General features: G+C 69.7%; 21 protein-coding genes and 2 pseudogenes. 12 read left to right on the top strand and 11 right to left on the bottom strand.

Going from position 1 to position 20611, the window contains the following annotated elements:
* Positions 1 to 7: 7 nt before the first annotated feature.
* The gene (locus tag ACFWP7_RS06465) at positions 8 to 985 is read right to left on the bottom strand and encodes a fibronectin type III domain-containing protein (protein ID WP_384376923.1); all 978 of its coding nucleotides are present in this window, start codon (positions 983 to 985) and stop codon (positions 8 to 10) included.
* Positions 986 to 1395: 410 nt separating this feature from the next.
* On the opposite strand from ACFWP7_RS06465, the gene ACFWP7_RS06460 reads away from it, so the two are divergent.
* On the top strand, positions 1396 to 2097 hold the full coding sequence (locus tag ACFWP7_RS06460) for a glycoside hydrolase family 75 protein (protein WP_384376920.1): 702 nt from the start codon (positions 1396 to 1398) through the stop codon (positions 2095 to 2097).
* A 27-nt stretch (positions 2098 to 2124) separates the two neighbouring features.
* Here ACFWP7_RS06460 and ACFWP7_RS06455 read toward each other — a convergent pair whose 3' ends face one another.
* The 4 genes from ACFWP7_RS06455 to ACFWP7_RS06440 all read right to left on the bottom strand — a co-directional run bounded on the left by ACFWP7_RS06455 (position 2125) and on the right by ACFWP7_RS06440 (position 5194).
* Positions 2125 to 2559: a PTS-dependent dihydroxyacetone kinase phosphotransferase subunit DhaM gene (locus tag ACFWP7_RS06455; RefSeq protein WP_384376917.1), complete on the bottom strand. Its 435-nt coding sequence runs from the start codon at positions 2557 to 2559 to the stop codon at positions 2125 to 2127.
* Positions 2552 to 3151, bottom strand: coding sequence for a dihydroxyacetone kinase subunit DhaL (gene dhaL / locus ACFWP7_RS06450; RefSeq protein WP_384376914.1), 600 nt, complete (start codon positions 3149 to 3151; stop codon positions 2552 to 2554). Before dhaL ends, ACFWP7_RS06455 begins: the two co-directional genes overlap by 8 nt.
* A gap of 46 nt (positions 3152 to 3197) precedes the next feature.
* Positions 3198 to 4190: a dihydroxyacetone kinase subunit DhaK gene (gene dhaK / locus ACFWP7_RS06445; protein ID WP_384376911.1), complete on the bottom strand. Its 993-nt coding sequence runs from the start codon at positions 4188 to 4190 to the stop codon at positions 3198 to 3200.
* Positions 4191 to 4822: 632 nt separating this feature from the next.
* Positions 4823 to 5194 (bottom strand): winged helix-turn-helix transcriptional regulator, encoded by a 372-nt coding sequence (locus ACFWP7_RS06440; protein WP_384376908.1) that lies wholly within the window; start codon positions 5192 to 5194, stop codon positions 4823 to 4825.
* Between the two features lie 83 nt (positions 5195 to 5277).
* Between ACFWP7_RS06440 and ACFWP7_RS06435 the strand changes: the two genes are divergently transcribed.
* Positions 5278 to 6186: an NAD(P)-dependent oxidoreductase gene (locus ACFWP7_RS06435; RefSeq protein ID WP_384376905.1), complete on the top strand. Its 909-nt coding sequence runs from the start codon at positions 5278 to 5280 to the stop codon at positions 6184 to 6186.
* Between the two features lie 209 nt (positions 6187 to 6395).
* Here ACFWP7_RS06435 and ACFWP7_RS06430 read toward each other — a convergent pair whose 3' ends face one another.
* Positions 6396 to 7304 (bottom strand): DUF3152 domain-containing protein, encoded by a 909-nt coding sequence (locus ACFWP7_RS06430; protein WP_384376902.1) that lies wholly within the window; start codon positions 7302 to 7304, stop codon positions 6396 to 6398.
* A gap of 161 nt (positions 7305 to 7465) precedes the next feature.
* Here ACFWP7_RS06430 and ACFWP7_RS06425 point away from each other — a divergent pair, with 161 nt between their 5' ends.
* The 5 genes from ACFWP7_RS06425 (at position 7466) to ACFWP7_RS06405 (ending at position 11825) form a co-directional block, all read left to right on the top strand.
* Positions 7466 to 8164: a response regulator gene (locus ACFWP7_RS06425; RefSeq protein WP_384376899.1), complete on the top strand. Its 699-nt coding sequence runs from the start codon at positions 7466 to 7468 to the stop codon at positions 8162 to 8164.
* Complete coding sequence (locus ACFWP7_RS06420; RefSeq protein WP_384376896.1) at positions 8061 to 9725, top strand: sensor histidine kinase; 1665 nt, start codon at positions 8061 to 8063, stop codon at positions 9723 to 9725. The genes ACFWP7_RS06425 and ACFWP7_RS06420 overlap by 104 nt, the downstream gene beginning before the upstream one ends.
* Complete coding sequence (locus ACFWP7_RS06415; RefSeq protein WP_384376893.1) at positions 9722 to 10240, top strand: hypothetical protein; 519 nt, start codon at positions 9722 to 9724, stop codon at positions 10238 to 10240. Before ACFWP7_RS06420 ends, ACFWP7_RS06415 begins: the two co-directional genes overlap by 4 nt.
* A gap of 140 nt (positions 10241 to 10380) precedes the next feature.
* Positions 10381 to 10803 (top strand): PPOX class F420-dependent oxidoreductase, encoded by a 423-nt coding sequence (locus ACFWP7_RS06410; RefSeq protein WP_384376890.1) that lies wholly within the window; start codon positions 10381 to 10383, stop codon positions 10801 to 10803.
* Between the two features lie 131 nt (positions 10804 to 10934).
* Positions 10935 to 11825 carry an NAD(P)-dependent oxidoreductase gene (locus ACFWP7_RS06405; protein ID WP_384376887.1) on the top strand — a complete coding sequence of 297 codons (891 nt, stop codon included), beginning with the start codon at positions 10935 to 10937 and terminating at the stop codon, positions 11823 to 11825.
* Between the two features lie 83 nt (positions 11826 to 11908).
* On the opposite strand, the gene ACFWP7_RS06400 is transcribed toward ACFWP7_RS06405, so the two are convergent.
* The gene (locus ACFWP7_RS06400; protein WP_384376884.1) at positions 11909 to 12604 is read right to left on the bottom strand and encodes a type 1 glutamine amidotransferase domain-containing protein; all 696 of its coding nucleotides are present in this window, start codon (positions 12602 to 12604) and stop codon (positions 11909 to 11911) included.
* 157 nt (positions 12605 to 12761) lie between these two features.
* Positions 12762 to 13349 (bottom strand): PadR family transcriptional regulator, encoded by a 588-nt coding sequence (locus tag ACFWP7_RS06395; RefSeq protein WP_384376881.1) that lies wholly within the window; start codon positions 13347 to 13349, stop codon positions 12762 to 12764.
* A 102-nt stretch (positions 13350 to 13451) separates the two neighbouring features.
* Here ACFWP7_RS06395 and ACFWP7_RS06390 point away from each other — a divergent pair, with 102 nt between their 5' ends.
* From ACFWP7_RS06390 to ACFWP7_RS06380, 3 genes are all read left to right on the top strand, one after another.
* The gene (locus ACFWP7_RS06390) at positions 13452 to 13844 is read left to right on the top strand and encodes a nuclear transport factor 2 family protein (protein ID WP_384376878.1); all 393 of its coding nucleotides are present in this window, start codon (positions 13452 to 13454) and stop codon (positions 13842 to 13844) included.
* A 57-nt stretch (positions 13845 to 13901) separates the two neighbouring features.
* Entirely contained in the window at positions 13902 to 14276 is a 375-nt protein-coding gene (locus ACFWP7_RS06385) for a ferredoxin (protein ID WP_384376875.1), read from the top strand.
* A gap of 129 nt (positions 14277 to 14405) precedes the next feature.
* Positions 14406 to 15584 (top strand): acyl-CoA dehydrogenase family protein, encoded by a 1179-nt coding sequence (locus ACFWP7_RS06380; protein WP_384376872.1) that lies wholly within the window; start codon positions 14406 to 14408, stop codon positions 15582 to 15584.
* Here ACFWP7_RS06380 and ACFWP7_RS06375 read toward each other — a convergent pair.
* Complete coding sequence (locus ACFWP7_RS06375; protein WP_384376869.1) at positions 15541 to 16059, bottom strand: hypothetical protein; 519 nt, start codon at positions 16057 to 16059, stop codon at positions 15541 to 15543. The genes ACFWP7_RS06380 and ACFWP7_RS06375 overlap by 44 nt on opposite strands.
* Positions 16060 to 16617: 558 nt before the next feature.
* Entirely contained in the window at positions 16618 to 17466 is an 849-nt protein-coding gene (locus tag ACFWP7_RS06370; protein ID WP_384376866.1) for a patatin-like phospholipase family protein, read from the bottom strand.
* A gap of 83 nt (positions 17467 to 17549) precedes the next feature.
* Here ACFWP7_RS06370 and ACFWP7_RS06365 point away from each other — a divergent pair, with 83 nt between their 5' ends.
* Entirely contained in the window at positions 17550 to 18110 is a 561-nt protein-coding gene (locus ACFWP7_RS06365; RefSeq protein WP_384376863.1) for a TetR family transcriptional regulator, read from the top strand.
* Positions 18111 to 18295: 185 nt separating this feature from the next.
* Here ACFWP7_RS06365 and ACFWP7_RS06360 read toward each other — a convergent pair.
* Positions 18296 to 19051: pseudogene (locus tag ACFWP7_RS06360) on the bottom strand (IS5 family transposase); the annotation flags it as partial.
* Positions 19052 to 19835: 784 nt separating this feature from the next.
* On the opposite strand from ACFWP7_RS06360, the pseudogene ACFWP7_RS06355 reads away from it, so the two are divergent.
* A pseudogene (locus ACFWP7_RS06355) lies at positions 19836 to 20611 on the top strand (PE family protein); the annotation flags it as partial.

Genomic DNA, 20611 nt, shown 5'->3' with positions numbered 1-20611 from the left:
GCCGCGACTATCCCTCGCTGCCCGTCGTCACCGTCCGCTCCACCGAGTACCCGCCCCATGTACCGTCCGGCAGCTTCGCCCGGATCCGCACCCGTTGGGTCTCGCCGGCGTCACGTCCCACATAGAAGCTGTACGTCGCCTTCTTGCTCGGCGCGGTGCCACCCCAGACGAGCGAGGTCGCGTCCTGCCCGTCGAGGTCGATCTGATACTCCGTGATCACCCCGCCCGCGTCCGGCGGAACCCACGACAGATCGAGGTAGTACGCCCCGTCCGCGAGGTGTGTGGTGGCGCGGAAGTCGGTCGGCGCGGTGCCCTTCCCGTCGTCCGAACCGGGAGCGGTGGTGAGCCGCACGGCGCCGCTCGCGGGCGAGACGTTGTCCGCCGCGTCACGCGCCTTCACGGTGAAGGAGTAGCTGGTGCCGGGCCGCAGCCCGGTCACCACGGTCGCGGTCTGCCCGCCGCCCACGCTGTGGATCTTCGAGCCGCCCTGATAGATGTCGTACGAGGCCACGCCACGGTTGTCCGTCGACTTCTCCCAGGACAGCTGTGCCGCTCCGCTTCCGACCGCCTTTCCGCTCGGACTGCCCGGGCGTGACGGGGCCTTGTCGTCGGCCGCGACGGCTGCCGGTGTGGTGGCGCGGACCTGTTTGCTGGGCGGACCGGGATTGCCTTCGGTGTTCAGTGCGCGGACCGTGAGGACGTACGTCGTGGACGGCTTGAGCCTGGTGATGTCCACCATGTACTCCGCACCGGGTACTTCCTTGAGCTTTGTCATGCCGTGATAGACCACGTACCGGGAGACCTCGGGATCTCCGGAAGCCCGGTTCCACATGACGTGCACGCTGGTGGCGCTGCCCGCCGCGGCGGTGACGCCCATCGGTGCCGAGGGCAGCTTTCCGCCCTGGATGTCGCTCTGTCCGCCCAGCCCGCAGGACGTCAGGACGAGCAGCGAGCCGCAGATCAGCGCGTGGGGGACGCGTCGCACGGTCCTGCCTTCCCTCGACGGGATTGGTCTGTACCTATAAGACACCGCCGACGCGATCACATCAAGAGGGCGGTGGCCGTTCGTCGCACCGCCGCGGGGTACGTATGCTGATTCTTGACGCGATGCGAACTCGGCCCTTTCCCAGGGGAGTTCGTGTCCACGGCGCGGACCGCTGTCGTCGCTGTTCCCGCGCCGGCGAAGGCGGTCGAGTGGCCGGAGCCCCTGCGGCTCGGGCCCTCGGCCGCACACCGGCTGCGGCGGAGGCCGCACACCGCCTGTTGCCGAGGCCGCACACCGTCTGTCGCGGTGGGCCGTGCTCCGTCCGGACCCCTCCCAGTGGACGGGCCGTCAGATACGCACCAGATTTGGGCGAGTGACCGTCAATGTCCCCCAGGAGAGGGTCTCTCATCGTGCGTGTCCAGTCGCTGACGCTGGCCGTGGCAGGCGCCGCCCTGCTCGCTCCGGCCCCCGCCTCCGCGGCGCTTCCCGCCGCCGCCCGCCCGAGCGCTCCCACGGTGGTGCGTGAGGGGGATGTCCAGGCCGCCGACCTGCTCGCGAAGCTACGCGGCTGCGCCCAGGTCTCGAACGGGCGCTACCGCAGCGACGACGGCGCCCGCGCGAACATCCCCGTCTGCGGAAAACAGGGCGCGGTGTTCTGGAAGGCCGACATGGACATCGACTGCGACGGCCGCCCCGGCCCGCGCTGCAACAGCCGTACCGACCCGCTCTTCTCCGACGCCACCGCCTACCAGCAGTCCGACGGACGCCAGCTGGCCGCCGAGACCCTCCCGTACATCGTCGTCCCCGGCGTCAGCAGCATCTGGAACCACCGGGACCACGACGTCCGCGCCGGTTCGGTGGCCGCCGTGATCTACCGGGACCGCGTCCAGTACGCGGTCGTCGGAGACATCGGACCGCGGCACATCATCGGCGAGGCCTCGTACGCCACCGCCAAGGCCCTCGGCATCCGCCCCGACCCGACCGGCGGCGGGACGGACGCCGGAGTCACCTACCTGGTGTTCAAGGACTCCCGGGTCGCACCCATCGAGAGCCACCGGGCGGCGGTGACGCTGGGGGAGGGCCTGGCGCGCACGTTCCTCGACGAGAACTGAGCAGGTGGGCGCCCGGCGGAGCCGACGTCACTTCTTCCGGTACGAGTACGCCTCCGCCGCGGCCGCCTCCACCGCGGCGAGGTCGGCGCCGGCCGAGGCCGTGACGACCGCGGCCACCGCGCCCTCGACGAAGGGCGCGTCCACCAGCCGGGTGTCCTCGGGGAGTTCGTCGCCCTCGGCGAGCAGGGCCTTCACGGTGAGGACCGCGCTGCCGAGGTCGGTGAGGACGGCGACGCCGGCGCCGCGGTCCACGGAGGCGGCCGCGGCGGCGATCAGCTCGGCACTCGTACCGAGACCGCCGTCCATCGTGCCGCCCGCCGGAGCGACGGGAGCCGTCCTGCCGCCGCCCGCCAGACCCGCCGCCAGCTCGGCGACCGAGGCGGCGACGGCCGCACTGTGGGACACCAGGACGATGCCGACGAGCTGAGGGCCGGCATCGGCGGAGCCCGTTGCGTCACTCATCGGCCGCCTCCTCCAGCGCCGCGATCAGCAGCGCCGAGGACGTGGCACCGGGATCCTGGTGCCCGATACTCCGCTCGCCCAGATAGCTCGCCCTGCCCTTGCGGGCCTGCAGCGGGATCGTCGCGGCGGCGCCCTCGTCGGCGGCGGCCTTCGCCGCGGCGAAGGACTCGGGGAGCGCGTCGACGGCGGGCACCAGCGCGTCGATCATGGTCTTGTCGCCGGGTGCGGCTCCGCCCAGCGTCATCACCGCGTCCACGCCCGTACGCAGCGCCTCGGCGAACTGCTCCTCGGTGACCTCGGCGGCGTCCCCGAGCGCCTTGCCGGTACGGCGCAGCAGCGTGCCGTACAACGGTCCGGACGCGCCCCCGACCGTCGAGATCAGCTGCCGTCCGGCGAGCGTGAGGACGGCGCCCGGAGTCTGCGGGGTCTCCTTCTCCAGCGTGGCCACCACGGCGGTGAACCCACGCCTCAGATTGCTGCCGTGGTCGGCGTCGCCGATCGGCGAGTCCAGGGCGGTGAGCCGCTCCGCCTCGCGGTCCACGGACGCGGCGGTGGCCGTCATCCAACGGCGGAAGAAATCGGCGTCGAGCACGGAATCTCCTTGCGTGGTACGAACGTTGACCAAGCTGGCGCTGGCGTCAGACGCCCCAGCGCAGGCCTGCTGTCTTCACCGGCGCGTTCCACAGCCGCAGCAGCTCCTCGTCGATCTGGCACAAGGTCACCGAGGCACCGGCCATGTCGAGCGAGGTGACGTAGTTGCCGACGAGGGTGTGCGCCACGACCACCCCGCGCTCGGTCAGCACCCGCTGCACCTCCGCGTTGAAGCCGTACAGCTCCAGTAGCGGCGTCGCGCCCATGCCGTTGACCAGGACCAGCACCGGATTGCGCGGATCGAGGTCCTCCAGGATGGCGTGCACCGAGAAGTCGGCGATCTCCCGCGAGGTCATCATCGCGCGTCGCTCCCGGCCCGGCTCGCCGTGGATGCCGACGCCCAACTCCAGCTCGCCGGGAGGCAGGTCGAAGGTGGGGCTGCCCTTGGCCGGGGTGGTGCAGGCGCTGAGGGCGACACCGAAACTCCGCGAGTTCTCGTTGACCTGTCGTGCCAGCGCCTCGACCCGCTCCAGCGGTGCGCCCTCCTCGGCGGCGGCGCCCGCGATCTTCTCCACGTACAGCGTCGCGCCCGTACCGCGCCGCCCGGCCGTGTAGAGGCTGTCGGTGACGGCGACGTCGTCATTGACCAGGACCTTGGCGATCCGGATGCCCTCGTCCTCGGCAAGCTCGGCCGCCATGTCGAAGTTGAGCACGTCACCCGTGTAATTCTTCACGATGAACAGCACGCCCGCGCCGCTGTCCACGGCGGCCGCGGCCCGCAGCATCTGGTCCGGCACCGGCGACGTGAAAACCTCGCCGGGACAGGCCGCCGACAGCATTCCGGGGCCCACGAAACCGCCGTGCAGCGGCTCATGCCCCGACCCGCCGCCGGAGACGAGGCCCACCCTGCCGGCCACCGGGGCGTCCCGCCGTACGATCACCCGGTTCTCCACGTCCACCGTCAGCTCCGGATGCGCGGCAGCCATACCCCGCAGGGCATCCGCGACCACGGTCTCCGCCACGTTGATGAGCATCTTCATGGGTGCCTCCTGATGAGATAAGCAGCTGAGCCGTTGACCGGTATCTGTCCTGGTCAGTGTGGGTGTTGCCGGTTTTCGATCTTGGCGGTCCGTAGCGGTTGGAAGTGGGGGTCCGGCGGGGCTGACGCCGACCTGATGCCGACTTTCGCGACGGGGTGTCAGGTGCTGATGTCATGCACGTGGGTCAGCCGAGCGGTCCACTCTTTGCAGTATCGGCGTTCAGAGTGTGGTGGTCACCTGTAGCGACACCCTTGGGTCCGTGGGAGATGGATCAGGTCGTGACGGTCGACGCCGCCCGGCCGGCATACGTACGAGCGGCCACGGTCGCCGGCACTTCCGGTACGGACCGGCGGAGGGACGTAGGCGCAGGCCGCCACTCCCCGGCCGTCGATGAGCTGGAACCCGCCGGGGGCGCTGACATTGGGCCTGTGACCTGTGCCGGAGGCCCTTTCCGATCTTTGAAGGGCCAGCCGCGTTGGCGTCGCGCTTTCACGGAGCCGGCCTTCCGGTAGATGACAGGGGAAGCAGGAAGCGCCCCTGACCTGCGACGATAGGAGGGGGTCCTGCAGATCAACCCGGCCCGTCGTCCGTTGACCGCAAGTCGTCAGCGCAGGGTTGGTCGCCGGGGATGCCTAGCTGTGTGATGGCTCGGCTACTTCGACCACTTCGGAACCTTCCCGACGTATCCGCTCAACGCCCCAGGCACCGAGCGGCCCGAGCGCCTGATTGAGCGTGCGTCCGTGCTCGGTCAGGGTGTACTCCACCCGGGGCGGCACCTCGGCATAGACCTTCCGGTGTACCAGTCCGTCCTTCTCCAGCTCGCGCAGGTGCTGCGTCAGCATCTTCTCGCTCACTCCCGGCAGACCGCGACGGAGCTCAGCGAAGCGGCGTACGCCATGGGCGTCGAGTTCCCAGAGGATCAGCCCCTTCCACTTGCCGCTCACCACGTCGAGCGCAGCGTCGATGCCGCAGATGTAAGGCCCGCATCTTGGCGCCTTGGCCATCGCTGATCCCCTTACTAAAAGGTAAGTACCGCAGAAAATAGTGGGTACTTCCAAGAATAGTGGCGCTCTCCGAGTATGGAGAAGTGAACGAACAACAGCACTACACCACCAGGCAAGACAGCGCTGTCACCGTGATCGGGCTTGGCCCGATGGGACAGGCGATGACCCGCACCCTCCTCGCCGCCGGCCGCCCGGTCACCGTCTGGAACCGCACTGTCGGCCGGGCCGACGGCGTCGTCGCCGACGGAGCAACGCTCGCGGCGACACCTGGCGAGGCGGTCGAGGCGAGTGACCTCGTGATCCTCAGCCTCACCGACTACCAGGCGATGTACGACATCCTCGACAGCGCCACCGCATCGCTCGCCGGCCGGACACTGGTCAACCTGAGCTCTGACACCCCCGACCGCACACGCAAGGCAGCATCCTGGGCAGCGGGCCACGACGCCGCCTTCCTCAGCGGTGGCGTCATGGTCCCGGCACCGATGGTCGGTTCGGAGGCGGCCCATGTCTACTACAGCGGCCCCGACGAGGTGATGGAGCACCACCGGGCGGCGTTGGCACTGTTCGGCACACCGAAGCATCTTGGCGAGGATCCGGGTCTCGCCCAGATGATGTACCAAGCCCAACTCGCGGTGTTCCTCACCACCCTGTCGGGACTGATGCACGCCACCGCGATGCTGGGTACCGCAGGAATGAAGGCCGAAGAAGTGCTGCCGGAGTTGCTCGCCTCCGCCGACTCGATCGGCGACATCCTGAGGGCCGGTGAAGAGAGGCCTGGTGCCGCGCTTGATGTCGGCGAGCATCCCGGCGACCTCAGCACGGTCAACATGATGGGCGCGACGTCCGATCACATCGTCGAAACCAGCACGTCACTCGGCCTCGACCTCGCGCTCCCGCTGGCTGTGCAGGCCCACTACCAGCGTGCGATCGAGAACGGGCACGGCAGCGACAACTGGACCCGCATCATCGACAGCATCCGAGAGCCACGCTGACCAAACGCAGGACTGATGAACACCCTCCCGGCCGCGACTCCGCCCGGAGCACGCCGCCTACTCCCGCCCTCGGCGGACCGTGACCTGGCACCTGACCCGGCTCGGAGGGCGACAGCAGGAGGGGCAGCGGGTCTGACGGGGACTCCCGCCACGCCTGAGGCCGGACAAGGTGCGGCAGGTCAGGTCAGGTCAGGGCGCGGCGGGCCAGGTCAAGGTGCGGCAGGTCCGGTGATGAGACGGCCCTTGGTGTCGTACGGCCAGACGTTGGGGGTGCAGCCGTGCATGCCCTTGATCTGCTGCATCATCGCCGGAGCAGGCCTGCCCGCGCCGGGGCAGGTCACGTGGCCGTGGCCGAGGAAGTGGCCGACCTCGTGGTTGATGATCAGCGCCCGGTAGGCGTCCACCTCGTCGGCGTACACCGGAGTCGCCAGCACCCAGCGCCTGAGGTTGACCACGACGTCCTTGCCCACGCTGCAATTGACCTCGCCGCCGGTGTCCAGTCCGTACCTTCCGCAGATCTTGTCCACGGTGGCCGGTGTGGCGAGCCGTACGACGAAGTCGGGTGTACCGCCGGAGATGCGCCGGAACGCGGACTCGCCGTCGGCCGTCCAGCCGCGCGGGTCGGCGAGGATGCCCTCCACCTGAACGGCGACGTCGGCGGGCGACTGCGTGAGGCCGTCCTCGACGACGACCTCGTAGCGCAGCAGCCGGCTGCCCTGCCCGACGGTCTCGCTCCCGCCTGTGGCGGTGGTGAACGTGCCGGGGCCCGAGGGCGGGACGGAGGACGAGGGGGAGGAAGGGGAGGACTCCGGTGACGGGCCGCCCGTCCTGCTCGGCTCGGCGCCGGCCGCCGTGTCGCTCGGCTTCGCGGACCGGTCGGGGACCGGCCGGGAGGGTGGTGCGGCGGCCGCGGTCGGCCCGTCGTCGCTTCCGGAGGCGCCCGGCGGTGTCCAGTTCACGGCCAGGGCGGTGGCGGTGGCGAACACGGCGAGCGCGGTCAGGCCTCCAGGCAGCAGCCAACTCCTCTTCTGGTCACGCCCGTTGGCGTGCGCGGGGCCTCTACGACGACGATGGGAACGCGAGGTCGAAGGCGTCGCACGGTCGTGGGTCGTGGTCATGGCCGTCAAGATTGTGTGTGCGATGTGATGGGACTTGGCCCGTGAGATAACGAAACGGTGACGCCCATGTCTCGGTCGGGCAATGTGATCGTCCCGTAACAGTTCCCCGGGCGGACGCCGTCCCTGCCTCAAGTCCCCTGATTCGTACGGATACTGAGCACATGTCACGTGTCCTGCTGATCGAAGACGACCGTGCCGTGCGGGAAGGTGTGCTGCTCGCGCTGCGCCGTCAGGGGCATGACGTCAGCACCGCCGGGACCGGCGAGGACGGACTGGCCCGGCTGCGGTCCTTCCGGCCCGACGTCGTCGTACTCGATCTGATGCTGCCCGGCCTGAGCGGGCTCGAGGTGTGCCGACGGATCCGGACCGAGGACCAGGTGCCGATCATCATGGCGACTGCCCGGGGCGACGACACGGACATCGTGGTCGGGCTCGAAGCCGGCGCGGACGACTACGTCGTGAAGCCGGTGCAGGCGCGTGTACTGGAGGCCCGTATCCGAGCCGTCCTGCGCCGGGTGGGCGGCGCGCCCGCAGTCGGCGGGATACCGAAGATAGAAACCCATGGCGAACGCGGCGAACTGGCTATCGACCGGGCCGGTTTGACCGTCACCCGGCAGGGCGAGCCGGTCTCCCTCGCCCCCTCCGAACTGCGGCTGCTGCTGACGCTCTCGGCCTCGCCCGGCCAGGTGTTCAGCCGTCAGCAGTTGCTGGAGGCGGTCTGGGAGCACAGCTACCACGGTGACTCACGGCTGGTGGATGCCTGCGTCAAACGGCTGCGCACCAAGATGGGCGAGCCGGCGGGACAGCCGCGCTACATCCAGACCGTGCGCGGCTTCGGCTACCGGTTCCAGTCCCGGTGAACGTGCACCTGGCGTGTGCCCGCGCGGACGAACGGGCGATCCGTTGAAGCTGCCGTTGCGCGGCCTGCGCGGCCGACTGCTCGTGGCGTTCGTGCTGGTCGCCGGGGTCGCCACCCTGACCACGGGTGCCCTGACCTTCCGGGAGGCCCGCACCGGGGTGCTCCAGCAGAGCCAGGACGCCGTGATCAAGCGCCTCCGGAATCACGTCAACGCCATTGCCGTGGGCATCAGTTACCCCCCGAGCCGGGCCGAGCTGCAGTGGGTCGCCACGGAGGTGGCCCGCGCCGAACCGGGGCAGAACTGGCGCGTGCTGGCCACCTATGGCGAACTGCGCGCCACCTCCACGCCGCAGGACAGCTTCACCGAGCTGAAGCCCGCCATGCGGTCGGCCGTGGCATCCCGCCGGGCCGCGGTCTTCCAGCGGGTGTCGACGGATGGCCACTCCTCACTCGTCGTCGGCCTGCCGGTCACCTTCGAGATGCCCGGTGAGCACCCGGCGTCCGGGGTCGCGGTCTTCCTCACGGTGCCGCAGACCGGCGAACAGGGGTACGTCGACGCCCTGGTCACCGCCATCGGGCGCGCCGTCGTGCCCGCGCTCGGCCTGGCCGTACTGCTCGCCCTGCTGGCCGCCCGGGGCGTGCTGCGCCCGGTACGGGAGCTGCGCCGCGCCACCCGGAGGATGGCCGAGGGGCATCTGGACACCCGACTCGCCGTCAACGGCTCCGACGAACTCGCCGACCTGTCGCACGCTTTCAACGAGACCGCCGCCGCGCTGGAGGAGTCCGTGGCCGAGCTGCGCCGGATGGAAGCCCGCGCCCGCCGCTTCGTCGCCGACGTGTCGCACGAGCTGCGCACTCCGCTGGCCGCGATGTCGGCGGTCACCGACATCCTCGACGAGGACGCGGCGGGCCTGCCCCCGGACACCGCCACGGCCGTACGGCTCATCAGCGGGGAGACCCTGAAGTTGGCCCGCCTGGTGGACGACCTGATGGAGATCTCCCGCTTCGACGCGGGCGCGGCCGGCCTCCAGCTCGACGAGCTCGACCTCGCCGAGTCCCTTCGGCGTACGCTCGCCGCCCGCGCCTGGCTGGACATGGTGGACACCCGGCTTCCGCCGCCCGGCGAACTGCGCGGCCGGGTCGACCCGCGCCGCCTCGACGTGGTCGTCGCGAACCTGGTCGGCAACGCGCTCCGGCACGGGGCACGGCCCGTACAACTGCGTCTGCACGCAAGGGAGATGGCGCCCGCAGACGCAGCGCAGTGGGCGGTCATCGAGGTGCTGGACAGCGGGCCGGGTATTCCGTCCGACGTCCTGCCGCACGTCTTCGACCGCTTCTACAAGTCGGACAGCGCCCGGAGCAGAACGGAGGGCAGCGGCCTCGGACTCTCGATCACGGCCGAGAACGTCCGTCTGCACGGTGGCACGGTCCGGGCGACGAACCGGGTGGAGGGCGGCGCCGTGTTCACCGTCGAGATCCCCCTGCAACGACCTCCGCACGGTCCTTTGCCGCTGCCTCTGCGGCAGCCCCCGGACCGGTCCGGTGAAGGGGAAGAGTCATGAGACCTCCATGCCGGGTTCTGCGGACCGCGTTGCTGGTCACGACCGCCCTCCTGCTCTCCTCCTGCGGCATCCCCGAGACCGGTGTGGTGGAGGCCGGAGAACCCGCCACCGGCATCCGGCCGGTCCAGATCCTCTACTTTCTCAGCGCGGGAGACCTGCTCGCCGTCCGTCGCCGGACCGTCGGCCCGATCGGCATCGAGACGGTCATTGAGCTGCTGTTCCGGGGACCGGACGTCCGGGAGCGCAGCCAGGGCATGACCACCGAGCTTCCGTCGCTGACGGGCGATCCCAGGGTCCGGACGGACGGCGGGCAGGTATCCATCGAGCTGCCCCGGGACATCGGGCCACTGACCGCAACAGCCGTCACCCAACTGACCTGCACAGCCGCCGAGGCGGACCTCGATCCGGCGTCCGGCACCGACACGGCATCGACAAGGGTGACCATCACGGTCCCCGACGCCTGGTCCGCCGAAGGTTCCAGCGAGACGTGCCCATCCGCAACGGGCGCCGACTGACGACGTAACTCCTTGCCGATGTCCAGTGGGGCGGTGCGGAATACCGCTCCGGGTATGTGGCAGCGTGGATGCGTGCTCGATGGATCAACCCCGGAGTTCCACCGCTGCGGGGCCGCGCAAGACGACGTAGAGGAGAACCCATGTCCAAGCCGCCGCTTCCCGAGGCCGCAGTCGCCATGTTGGGCAAGCCCAACCATGCGGTCATCACCACCCTGCGGTCCGACGGGCAGCCGGTGTCCACGGCCACCTGGTACCTCTGGGACGACGGGCGCGTACTGGTCAACATGGACGAGGCCCGCAAGCGGCTCGACCACCTGCGCAACGACCCCCGGGTCACGCTGACGGTGCTCGACGAGGCCGACTGGTACACCCACGTGACGCTCATCGGACGCGTCGTCGAAATGCGCGACGACGAGGGGCTGGCCGACATCGACCGGCTGTCCCTGCAGTACCTCGGCAAGCCGTACGCGCGGCGCGACCGGCGTCGCGTCAGCGCGTGGATCGAGGTCGACCGCTGGCACGGCTGGGGCGGCCTGCGGGACAGCGACCAGACGTCCGGCTAGCCACCGGTCGAGCAGCCAACGCCCCGCACGGACCAGGAAAGTTCCGCCGCCCCGCATGGACCAGGACGTTCCACATCACTGCAGGGACCAGGAATGTTCCACCGCACCGCATGGATCAGGAAGTTGACGACATGACCGACAAGCTCACCGTGAGTGTCCTGGGCACCGGAATCATGGGCGCCGCGATGGCCCGCAACCTCGCCCGCGCCGGGCACGCCGTCCGCGCCTGGAACCGCAGCCGGGACAAGGCCGAGCCGCTCGCCGCCGACGGCGCCCACATCGCCGACACGCCCGCCGAGGCGGTGGAGGGCGCCGACGTCGTCCTCACCATCCTGTACGACGGTCCCGCCGCACTGGACGTGATGCGGCAGGCCGCTCCCGCGTTGCGCCCCGGCACCGCCTGGGTGCAGTCGACGACCGCCGGGATCGAGGCCATCGGCGAGCTGGCCGGCTTCGCCCGCGAGAACGGGCTGGTCTTCTTCGACGCCCCGGTGCTCGGGACCCGGCAGCCCGCGGAGGCCGGCCAGTTGCTCGTCCTGGCCGCGGGCCCGAGCCAGGGCCGGGACGCCGTCACGCCCGTTTTCGAGGCGGTCGGCGCTCGCACGGTGTGGACCGGCGAGGACGCTGCGGCGGGCAGCGCCACCCGGCTCAAGCTCGTCGCCAACAGCTGGGTCGTCGCGACCAACAACGCGGCCGGCGAGGTCCTGGCCCTGTCCAAGGCCCTCGGAGTGGACCCGCAGAGCTTCTTCGACGCCATCGCCGGAGGCCCGCTCGACATGGGCTATCTGCGGGCGAAGGCCGGGCTGATCCTGGAGGGCCGACTGACCCCGGCAGCCTTCGCCGTGTCCACCGCCGCCAAGGACGCCCGGCTGATCGTCGAAGCCGCCGAGCGATACGGTGTCCGTCTCGACATCGCGGCCGCCGGCGCCGAGCGCCTCGCCCGCGCCGCGGCCCAGGGGCACGCCGACGAGGACATGGCAGCCGCCTACTTCGCCAGCTTCGACGAGGGGCGTGAGCCCTGACCCCGGACAGCGACAACTGATGAGCGGGCGGCGCTCCCGACCCGAGTGCGGTCGTACTCCTCGAACGGGCCGCCGGCCGTCGCTCAGGCCAGCTTCTTCAGCAGTTCGGCGGCGAGCGGGGCGGCGGAGGCCGGGTTCTGGCCGGTGACCAGATTGCGGTCGACGACCACGTGCGGGGCCCACGGCTCGCCCTCCTGGAAGTCGACGCCCGCCTCCACGAGACGGTCCTGGAGGAGCCACTTGGCCTTGTCGGCGAAACCGGCCTGCGTCTCCTCGACGTTGGTGAAGCCCGTGATCCGGTAGCCCGCGAACGCGTTGGCGCCGTCCGGGCCGCTGGCGGCGAGCAGCGCCGCCGGGCCGTGGCACACCACGCCGAGCGGCTTGCCCGACGCCAGCGCGCGGGTGAGCAGCCGACCGGACTCCTCGTCGACCGCGAGGTCCTCCATCGGACCGTGACCGCCCGGGTAGACAACCGCGGCGTAGCCGTCCAGGTCCACTTCCTCCAGCTTGACGGGCTTCTGGAACTCGTCGAACGACGCGAGGGCCGCCGCGACCCTGTCGGAGCCCTCCTGCCCGCCGTTGAACTCGGGCGCCAGGCTCCCCTGGTCCACCGTCGGCACGACACCGCGCGGTGTGGCGACGACGACCTCGTGGCCCGCGGCCTTGAACGCCTCGTAGGGTGCGACGGCCTCCTCGGCCCAGAAGCCGGTGGGGTGCTGGGTGCCGTCGGCGAGCGTCCAGTGGTCGACGCCGGTCAGTACGAACAAGATCTTCGACATCTGCGTTTCTCCGGGGGTCGGGCCCTGACGGGCATGGACAGCGAAGGGGATCTGCTTCACTCACCTGCCCTGACACTCCGTGTTCACGTCATCAGGGCGGTGACATCCTCGACGCTATGCCGCCCGGAGACGAGCGGCCAGCAGGGACCCCGGGCGGTCACCCGACATCCAACGGTCCGGCCTGCTGCCGCACCGCGGCGCGCTGCTCCAGAACGCGCAGGGCGCGTTCGGCCCACCTGATGTTTTCCTCCTCGAAGGAGCGGCCCCGCATCAGCGTGAGATACGGGCCGACGCGTTCACTGCGCGCCAGGAACTCCTCCTCGTCGCGCCCGTCGAGGAGCCGGTCGCGCATCCGCTCGTAGCGGGCCAGCTTGGCGCGCGCCCACGCCAGCCGTTCGGCGATGGCCGCCCGTACGGCCTCCTCGTCCCCCGCGTCGACGGCCTGGACCTTGACCAGCAGCTCGTCGCGGATGGCCGTGGGCTTCGGGAGCTCGGCGGTGAAGGCGCGCAGGGCGCCGAGACCCGCCTCGGTGAGGGAGAAGACCCGCTTGTTGGGGCGCCGCTCCTGCCGTACGAGCCGGGCCTCGATGAGTCCCTCCGACTCCATCCGGTCGAGCTCGCGGTAGAGCTGCTGCGGGGTCGCCATCCAGAAGTTGGCCACCGACCCGTCGAACCCCTTGGCCAGGTCGTAGCCCGACGCCTCGCCCTCCAGAAGCGCGGCCAGAACCGCGTTGCGCAGTGCCATACCCCAAGGCTAGACGGCACTCGCGCTCGCGACTAATCTGTTCCACACTTAATCAATTAGTTGAGTATCGGTATGAGTGTTCGAGTCAGAGAGGCGAGCGTGATGAACTCCTTCCGTAAGGCCGTGGAGGCGGGCGACCTCGCCGCGATCGAGGATCTGCTGGCTGACGACGTCGTGTTCACCAGCCCCGTCGTCTTCAAGCCCTACCCGGGCAAGGCGATCACCGCGGCCATCCTGCGCGGCGTCACCCGCGTGTTCACCGACTTCCGCTACGTCCGCGAGATCGCCGACGCCGGCGGCCGCGACCACGCGCTGATCTTCAAGGCGACGGTGGGCGGCAAAGAGATCGAGGGCTGCGACTTCCTGCACTTCGACGACGACGGCAGGATCGACGAGCTGACGGTCATGGTCCGTCCGCTGTCGGCGGCCCACGCGCTCGCCGAGGCGATGGGGGCACAGTTCGAGCGGATCGCGCAGGAGGCGGCGGACGCATGACCGGGGCCCAACGCTCCTCCTGGGTTTGACACGGTTCCCTGCGGCTACCCGCGCGTTGTGACCACGACGACATCCCAACAGGAGCTCTTCCGATTCCTGGAAGACCGCTTCGCCTGCGCCCAGGCCTGCACCGAATGCGCCCGGGCGTGTGCGATCTCCGCGAGCTGCGTGAATCCGGACGGGCCGAAGGAACACCAACTCATGCGACGCGAGGGCATCCTGTGCGCGGAAGTGTGCGACGCGACCTGTCGTGTGCTGTCCGAGCAGCTCCACCAGGACGAGGCCGGCATCAGAGTCCAGGTGGAGTGGTGCCGCGCGGTCTGTCTGGAGAGCGCTCAGGCCTTCGACGAGTTCGCCGGGGCCGAGGACGCGGCGAAGGCGTGCCGTGAATGCGCCCAGGTGTGCGTGGAGTTCATCGCCACGCTGAGCTGAGCGCCCCTCAGCCCGGGACCCGATATCTGTGAAGCCGTCACCGGCATTCCCAATTTCTGCAACGCGTTCTACCGTGTGCGCCGTCAAGCCCGGGAGAACCAGCTCGTTCAGTGGGAGCCAGGAGGCGCCGTGCATCTCGAATACACGCCAGAGCAGCAGCGGTTGCGCACCGAACTGCGCGGCTACTTCGCCGAGTTGGTACCTGACCACGCCTACGCCCGGTACGCAGACCCGGTCGCGCAGAAGCGCTTCTACCGCGACACCATCCGCCGACTCGGCACGGACGGCTGGCTGGGCGTGGGCTGGCCCGAGGAGTACGGCGGGCGCGGGCTGAGCCCGATGGAGCAGTTCATCTTCTTCGACGAGGCGGCCCAGGCGGTCGTGCCCCTGCCGCTGATGGCCCTGAACACGGTGGGCCCGACGATCATGCAGTTCGGCACGGAGGAGCAGAAGAAGTACTTCCTGCCCAGGATCCTGTCCGGCGAGATCGACTTCGCGATCGGCTACAGCGAGCCGGACGCGGGCACGGACCTGGCCGCCCTGAAGACGAAGGCGGTCAGGGACGGTGACGACTACATCGTCAACGGGCAGAAGATCTGGACGACGAACGGCGACACGGCCGACTGGGTCTGGCTCGCCGTCCGCACCGACCCCACCGCACCGCCGCACAAGGGCATCACGATGCTCCTGGTCCCGACCTCCGACCCCGGTTACTCCTGCACCCTCATCAACACCCTGGCCTCGCACGACACCACCGCGAGCTACTACGAGAACATCCGCGTCCCCGTCTCGCGCCGTGTCGGCGAGGAGAACAAGGGCTGGCGGCTGATCACCAACCAGCTCAACCACGAGCGCGTCACCCTCGCAGCGCACGGCACGATGGCGATCCGAGCCCTGCACGACGTCCAGCACTGGGCGATGGAGACCAAGCTCGCCGACGGCCGCCGCGTCATCGACCTGCCCTGGGTGCGCCGCCGGCTCGCCCAGACCCACACCAGGCTCGACGCCATGAAACTCCTCAACTGGCAGATGGTGAACGCCGTCCAGCACGGCACCCTCACCCCGCAGGACGCCTCCGCCGTCAAGGTGTACGGCTCCGAAGCCCGCCGGGACGCCTACGCCTGGCTGATGGAAGTCGTCGCCGCCCCCGCCGCCCTCAAGGAGGGCTCCGCGGGCGCGGTCCTGCACGGCGAACTCGAACGCGGCTACCGGTCAGCGGTGATCTTCACCTTCGGCGGTGGCAACAACGAGATCCAGCGGGAGATCATCTCGTGGATCGGTCTGGGGATGCCACGGGTACGGCGTTGAGCCGGCCGTTGGGGAGGTGGAGCGAGAGCAGGTGCCACTGCCAGGCGTCGAGGGCGACGAACAGGCCCCGGTCGAGCAGTTCGCCGCCCTCCCGACCGTAGGTGATCTCGGCGAGTAGTTCGGTCAGTTCGCAGGACTGGCCCGGAAGGTCGGTCCACGGCAGCGGAACCTGCCTCTGGGCCGGCCGGTCCGAGTAGTTGATCACGACGAGGTGCCGCTCCTGGCCGGCGGTCCAGCACCAGGCAAGCAGGTTGTGGCGGGTGTCGTTGTCCGGCCAACCCGTGCGGGTCAGCAGCTGCCAGTCGCCCTCGCGGACCGGGGCCACGGTGGTCACCAGGCGGCCGTAGAAGTCACGCAGTGACGCGTCGGCCGGTTTCTGGGGCCGACGTGAGAGGAACACGGGCGGGCGGACCCGGCGTCCTTCGAACTGGCCCTCGTGCCGCAGTGTCGCGCCGGGCAGAGTGGCGATGGCCACGGCGGCCGCGCGTTCCCGTCCGTCGGGCGGGGGTGGCGGCGGCCCTGGGTTCGTCGTGGTTCTCCAGGAAGCGGACGAGCCCGCGCTGGTAACCGAGGTCTGCGCCGAGATGGTCGCGGACGGCTCCGGCGTCCTCGTGGACCAGCCAGTCGTTGAGCCGTTTGTCGTAGCAGTGGTCGAATCCCTGCTGCTGGAGGTCCCATTCGAGGTCCCAGTACGCCTCCCCGACGAACAGGAGGCCGGGGTGCCGGGCGCGGACGCGGGGAATGACGTACGGCCAGAAGTCCTCGGCGGGTGCCGGTCCCGCCCTGCCTCCGGGCTTGAGAGGTCGCGCAGATAGGCGTGGTGGGGCTACCCCGGAAGTAAGACAGGCGCAGGTCTTGGTGATCATGGAGTTGCGACGCTCTGTGATCACCGGGGAGACCTATGCCTGTACTTCCGTCATGGCAGGCTGAGCCACCTTGGGGTCAATTCGGCTGTGCTGCCGGAGGGGTTGGCCTACGCGGCGACTCATCCGCTGGGCTGCCACCGCCCACGCATCACCGACCTGATCGGCGGTCAGTCCGTGTCGGCTTCTGTCCTCCACGTGGAGTGGAGTTGCGCGTCGATGTCGCCGGCCTGGCGAAGACCCGCTTGGTAGGCCGGTTCCCAGGCTGCCAAGTCGCTCATGTCCGAGCCGAAAGCGCGCACCGAGGCCGGATCGGGGCTGATGGTCACCACGGTGTCCGCCCCCCCGGCCGCCAACTCCTGGTTGAGCGGCTCGCGGGGAAACAGGTGCGCCATCGGCTCGACCACGACCAGCGTGCGGGCTCCGGCAGCGAGATCGGCGTTGGTGCCCGACCGTAGCGCACCGTCCATGTACCGCCGGCCGTCGATGGCAACCGGCGGCGCTGCGCCTGGGAATGCGCTGCTCGCCGCCACCGCGTGCACCAACGGCACGCCGCTTTCGCGGTCCCACACCACGGCCTCACCAGTGGCTGCGTCCACCGCGGTGATCAGCAGTCGCCGCTCCGGCCACGCGTCCGCACCGATCAAGGCGGCGCGCCCCGCGATCAGCGCCTCATCGGCTTCGGGGTCGGTGCTGTCGAGAGCGAGCCGGCCGACGCGACGCCTGGCCTCGCCGGGTTCCAGGCTGCGGTCGCCGAGCACGGCGAACACCTTGCCCATCCGTGCCGGGTCCGCCTCGAGTCGGTGAGCGGGCTGGCGATGCGAGGTCGCGAGCCGCCCCGGGTCCTGGCCGGTGGCGAGTAGTGCTCCGACGATCGCGCCGGCCGACGTGCCGATGATCAGGTCGGCCTCGCCCAGATCCACGCCGTCGCGGCGCAACCCGTAGGCCAGCCCGGCCATCCAGGCCGTGCCGACGTGACTCCCGGGGCCCAGGACGAGTGCTCGGTCGAAGGTGTGCATGGTGGTCTCCCTCGTTATTGAAACAGTCGTACCATATACTCGCTAACGCTGTTTCGGTCCGAGTTGCTGAGAGGAGATCCACCGTGGGGCGACCCGCAGATCCCGCCCGGCGGGAGCGCACACTGGCGCGGGCGACCGACTACGTGCTGGCGCACGGGTTGGCCGGGCTGAGCCTGCGACCACTGGCCGCGGCCCTCGACACCAGCCCACGAATGCTGCTCTACGATTTCGGCAGCAAACAGGAGTTGGTCGCGGCGGTCCTCGCCGAGGCCCGCCGCCGAGGTGCGATGCGCTTGACCGAGCACCTTCCGTCAAAGACGGGCTCCGTGCAGGAGCGACTGCGTGGCATCTGGGCATGGATCAGCGCAGACGAACGTGCGCCGTTCGTTCAGCTGTTCTTCGAGGTGCACGCCGACGGCCTGGTCCACCCCGAGACCTACCCCGACCAGGGGCAGGCGATCACGGACTGGTTCGACACGCTCGGTGCCACATTCCGTGACGTCTCCACCGGTCCTGACGACGCTGTCACGCCCACGTTGGTCATGGCCGTTGTCCGGGGTCTGCTGTTCGATCTCACAGCCACCGGCGACCGCCGCCGCTCCGATCGTGCGCTGGAACGCTTCGCTGAACTCCTGGAGCAGTGAACGCACGAGAGGCGTGGGGCGACGCCCGGGTGGCACCGCCCCGGTCAAGGACGGAATCCGGTCCGATGTCGGGGCCGGGAACATCGCCGAGTCCGAGCGATGCCGCGACCGCATCGGGCGGGCTGATGCCGGGCTTCGCCCAAGGGTTGGAGTCTGGTCAGGGGCGGCGGTTCGGGCGTTCGTCCGAGGTCGAAGAAGGCGTCGATGACGGTGGCGCGGCGCTCGTAGCAGCGGGCGAGGCGGTGGAAGGCGTTCTGCCAGGCGTGGGTGCGTTCGACGTGCCACCTCTGGCTTGCCTGGATCGGTGCCTTCTCGCCCTTGTGTGCAATGCGGCCGTGCAGGCCGCGTTCGTCGAGGACGGCGCGGGTCCTGTCCGAGTCGTAGCCGGCGTCCAGGTACACGATGATGTCATCGGGTAGCGGTCCCAGGTCGTCCAGGCGGTCCAGCGTCGGAGCGAGCAGCGAAGGGTCGTGACGGTTCGCTCCAGCCAGTACGCGGCCCAGCGGAATTACATAGCCGTCCGTCATGCCTGAGCGTTTCAGGCCCTGTCTACCGCGATCGACCGGCGACCGCCCTGCGACCTCGCCGCCGCCGGGGGCTTTGGTGACGGAACCGTCGACGGCGATCTGGTCGAGTACGAGGCCGACGATCCGGTCGTAGGCATCTAGCGCGATCTGCTTGAGCTTGGCGAAGACGCCGAGCAGGATCCACTCGTCGCGGCGGTTGCGGATCGTGGTGGCCGAGCAGGTCGTGTCGGCGATCGCCTGGTAGGAACAGCCGAATCGCAGGAGCTGCGGCATCTTGTCGAAGACGAGCCGGTCGGTGATGCGTGGGCGGTGGCAGCCCAGCGGATGAGTCGCCGCGTAGGTCGGTCGCTCGGGCAGTAGGGCGGCGAATCGGCCCCAGAGTGGTTCAGTCAGCCATGACGGAAGTACAAGCATAGGTCTCCCCGGTGATCACAGAGCGTCGCAACTCCATGATCGCCAAGACCTGTGCCTGTCCTACTTCCGAGGTAGCCCCACCGCGCCTATCTGCGCGACCTCTAAGAGGGATCAGGGCCTGATTTTCGACGCGGCGTGCCGCACAAGGCCTCTGGGCGCCTTTTTGGCGGGTCACCTGACGGCAGTCTTGCCGTCGATATTTTCGGCAGGAATCCGAACAGAGACATGAGGTCTGCAACTTCTAGTTACAGGAATACGAGGTCTGCAACTCGTTTGACCGCGGTTGGCCGAAAATGCCGAAATTCACTTGATTCGGCACCGCCGGATGCAGAACAGAAAAGTGCACGGCCGATGTAAGGGCGCACCACCAGCCAACCTCTGCCTCGCTCCGGTGCTGCACCGGTGTGCACACCGGGTGGCCGAAAGTGCCTCTTCAGCTACCTGATCTGGCGAAATCTGCAGGTCGGCGGCCATGGACTCAGAAATCCGAGAAGTGCGGGGCGTCGCGGCCGAATCGGCGAGTATCGGCCAAAACACTCTTTTTGGATGAGTTTACGTACTGCAAACAGAGGGCTGCCCTCTCAGGCAAATGTCGATGAATATTACACTCCCCATTTATCGGAAATATCAGAAACTGCGTGTCTCATGGAGGCAGTCCGGAATTTCACCGGACACTCAGCGGCGTGGGCACGGAATTTTCAGGGACCGACTATTCCCATTCCCTTGTCGGTTTCGCATCGATCTGCTGCAGCGCCCGCTTCACCGATCCAGAGGAAACCCCGTCATGAACAGGAAACAGACCGCAGCTCTTTTCGCCCTGCCCACGCTCTTCGCCGGCGCAACACTCTTCCTCGGCTCTCCGGCCGGCGCTTCCGCTCTCGCCTGTACCGCCGGTACCAGCGGCATCGCTGGTGCCAACGGCACCGCTGCCCACCCCAACGGCTTTCCCGGCACCGTGGGTGGCCCCGCGACCGGGACCGGGGACTGCGCCGGCGGTGCGGGGGGCCCTGGGGGCGACGGGGTCCTGGGCGGGGTCGGTGGTGCGGGCGGCAACGGTGGCGCGGGACTCGGCGGCGGTTCCGGCGGTGCGGGCGCTGTCGGCGGCAACGCCGGCCCCAACGGCGCCGCGGGCGGCACCGGTGGCACCGGTGCCGTCGGCGGCCTGAACGGCGCCGGCGGTGCGGGCGGAGCTGGTGGCGTGGGCACCCACGGCGGTGCAGGCGGTACCGGTGGCCCCGGCGGCAACTCCGGCGCCAACGCCGGCACAGGTGGCCGCGGCGGCCTCGGTGGCGTTGGCGGATCGGACGGTGGTGCGGGCGGCAACGCGGGCAGCGGCGGCATCGGCCACGGCGGCGGTGGGGGTGGCAACGGCGGCGCCGGTGGCATCAACGGCGCCGGTAATGGCGGTAAGGGCGGTCAGGCCGGCAACGGAGGCAACGGCAGCTCCGGCGGCGCCTATCCGGGCGGTGCCGCGGGCATCGGCGGGGCCGGTGGCCTGAGCTTCGGAGGTGTCAACAACTTCGGCGGCAACGGCGGCACCGGAGGCAACGGCGGCGCCAA

The sequence above is a fragment of the Streptomyces sp. NPDC058470 genome (assembly GCF_042721055.1).
Taxonomy (GTDB): domain Bacteria; phylum Actinomycetota; class Actinomycetes; order Streptomycetales; family Streptomycetaceae; genus Streptomyces.
The sequence above is the reverse complement of the archived record's forward strand: the minus strand, read 5'-3'. Positions and strand labels throughout refer to the sequence as shown.

Bases quoted from the DNA above. Each gene is read 5' to 3' on its own strand.
- ACFWP7_RS06455 (WP_384376917.1), bottom strand. From the start codon at position 2,559: ATGAGTGACGCAACGGGCTCCGCCGATGCCGGCCCTCAGCTCGTCGGC.
- dhaK (WP_384376911.1), bottom strand. From the start codon at position 4,190: ATGAAGATGCTCATCAACGTGGCGGAGACCGTGGTCGCGGATGCCCTG.
- ACFWP7_RS06440 (WP_384376908.1), bottom strand. From the start codon at position 5,194: ATGGCCAAGGCGCCAAGATGCGGGCCTTACATCTGCGGCATCGACGCT.
- ACFWP7_RS06430 (WP_384376902.1), bottom strand. From the start codon at position 7,304: ATGACCACGACCCACGACCGTGCGACGCCTTCGACCTCGCGTTCCCAT.
- ACFWP7_RS06425 (WP_384376899.1), top strand. From the start codon at position 7,466: ATGTCACGTGTCCTGCTGATCGAAGACGACCGTGCCGTGCGGGAAGGT.
- ACFWP7_RS06420 (WP_384376896.1), top strand. From the start codon at position 8,061: ATGCCTGCGTCAAACGGCTGCGCACCAAGATGGGCGAGCCGGCGGGAC.
- ACFWP7_RS06415 (WP_384376893.1), top strand. From the start codon at position 9,722: ATGAGACCTCCATGCCGGGTTCTGCGGACCGCGTTGCTGGTCACGACC.
- ACFWP7_RS06410 (WP_384376890.1), top strand. From the start codon at position 10,381: ATGTCCAAGCCGCCGCTTCCCGAGGCCGCAGTCGCCATGTTGGGCAAG.
- ACFWP7_RS06405 (WP_384376887.1), top strand. From the start codon at position 10,935: ATGACCGACAAGCTCACCGTGAGTGTCCTGGGCACCGGAATCATGGGC.
- ACFWP7_RS06400 (WP_384376884.1), bottom strand. From the start codon at position 12,604: ATGTCGAAGATCTTGTTCGTACTGACCGGCGTCGACCACTGGACGCTC.
- ACFWP7_RS06395 (WP_384376881.1), bottom strand. From the start codon at position 13,349: ATGGCACTGCGCAACGCGGTTCTGGCCGCGCTTCTGGAGGGCGAGGCG.
- ACFWP7_RS06390 (WP_384376878.1), top strand. From the start codon at position 13,452: ATGAACTCCTTCCGTAAGGCCGTGGAGGCGGGCGACCTCGCCGCGATC.
- ACFWP7_RS06370 (WP_384376866.1), bottom strand. From the start codon at position 17,466: ATGCACACCTTCGACCGAGCACTCGTCCTGGGCCCCGGGAGTCACGTC.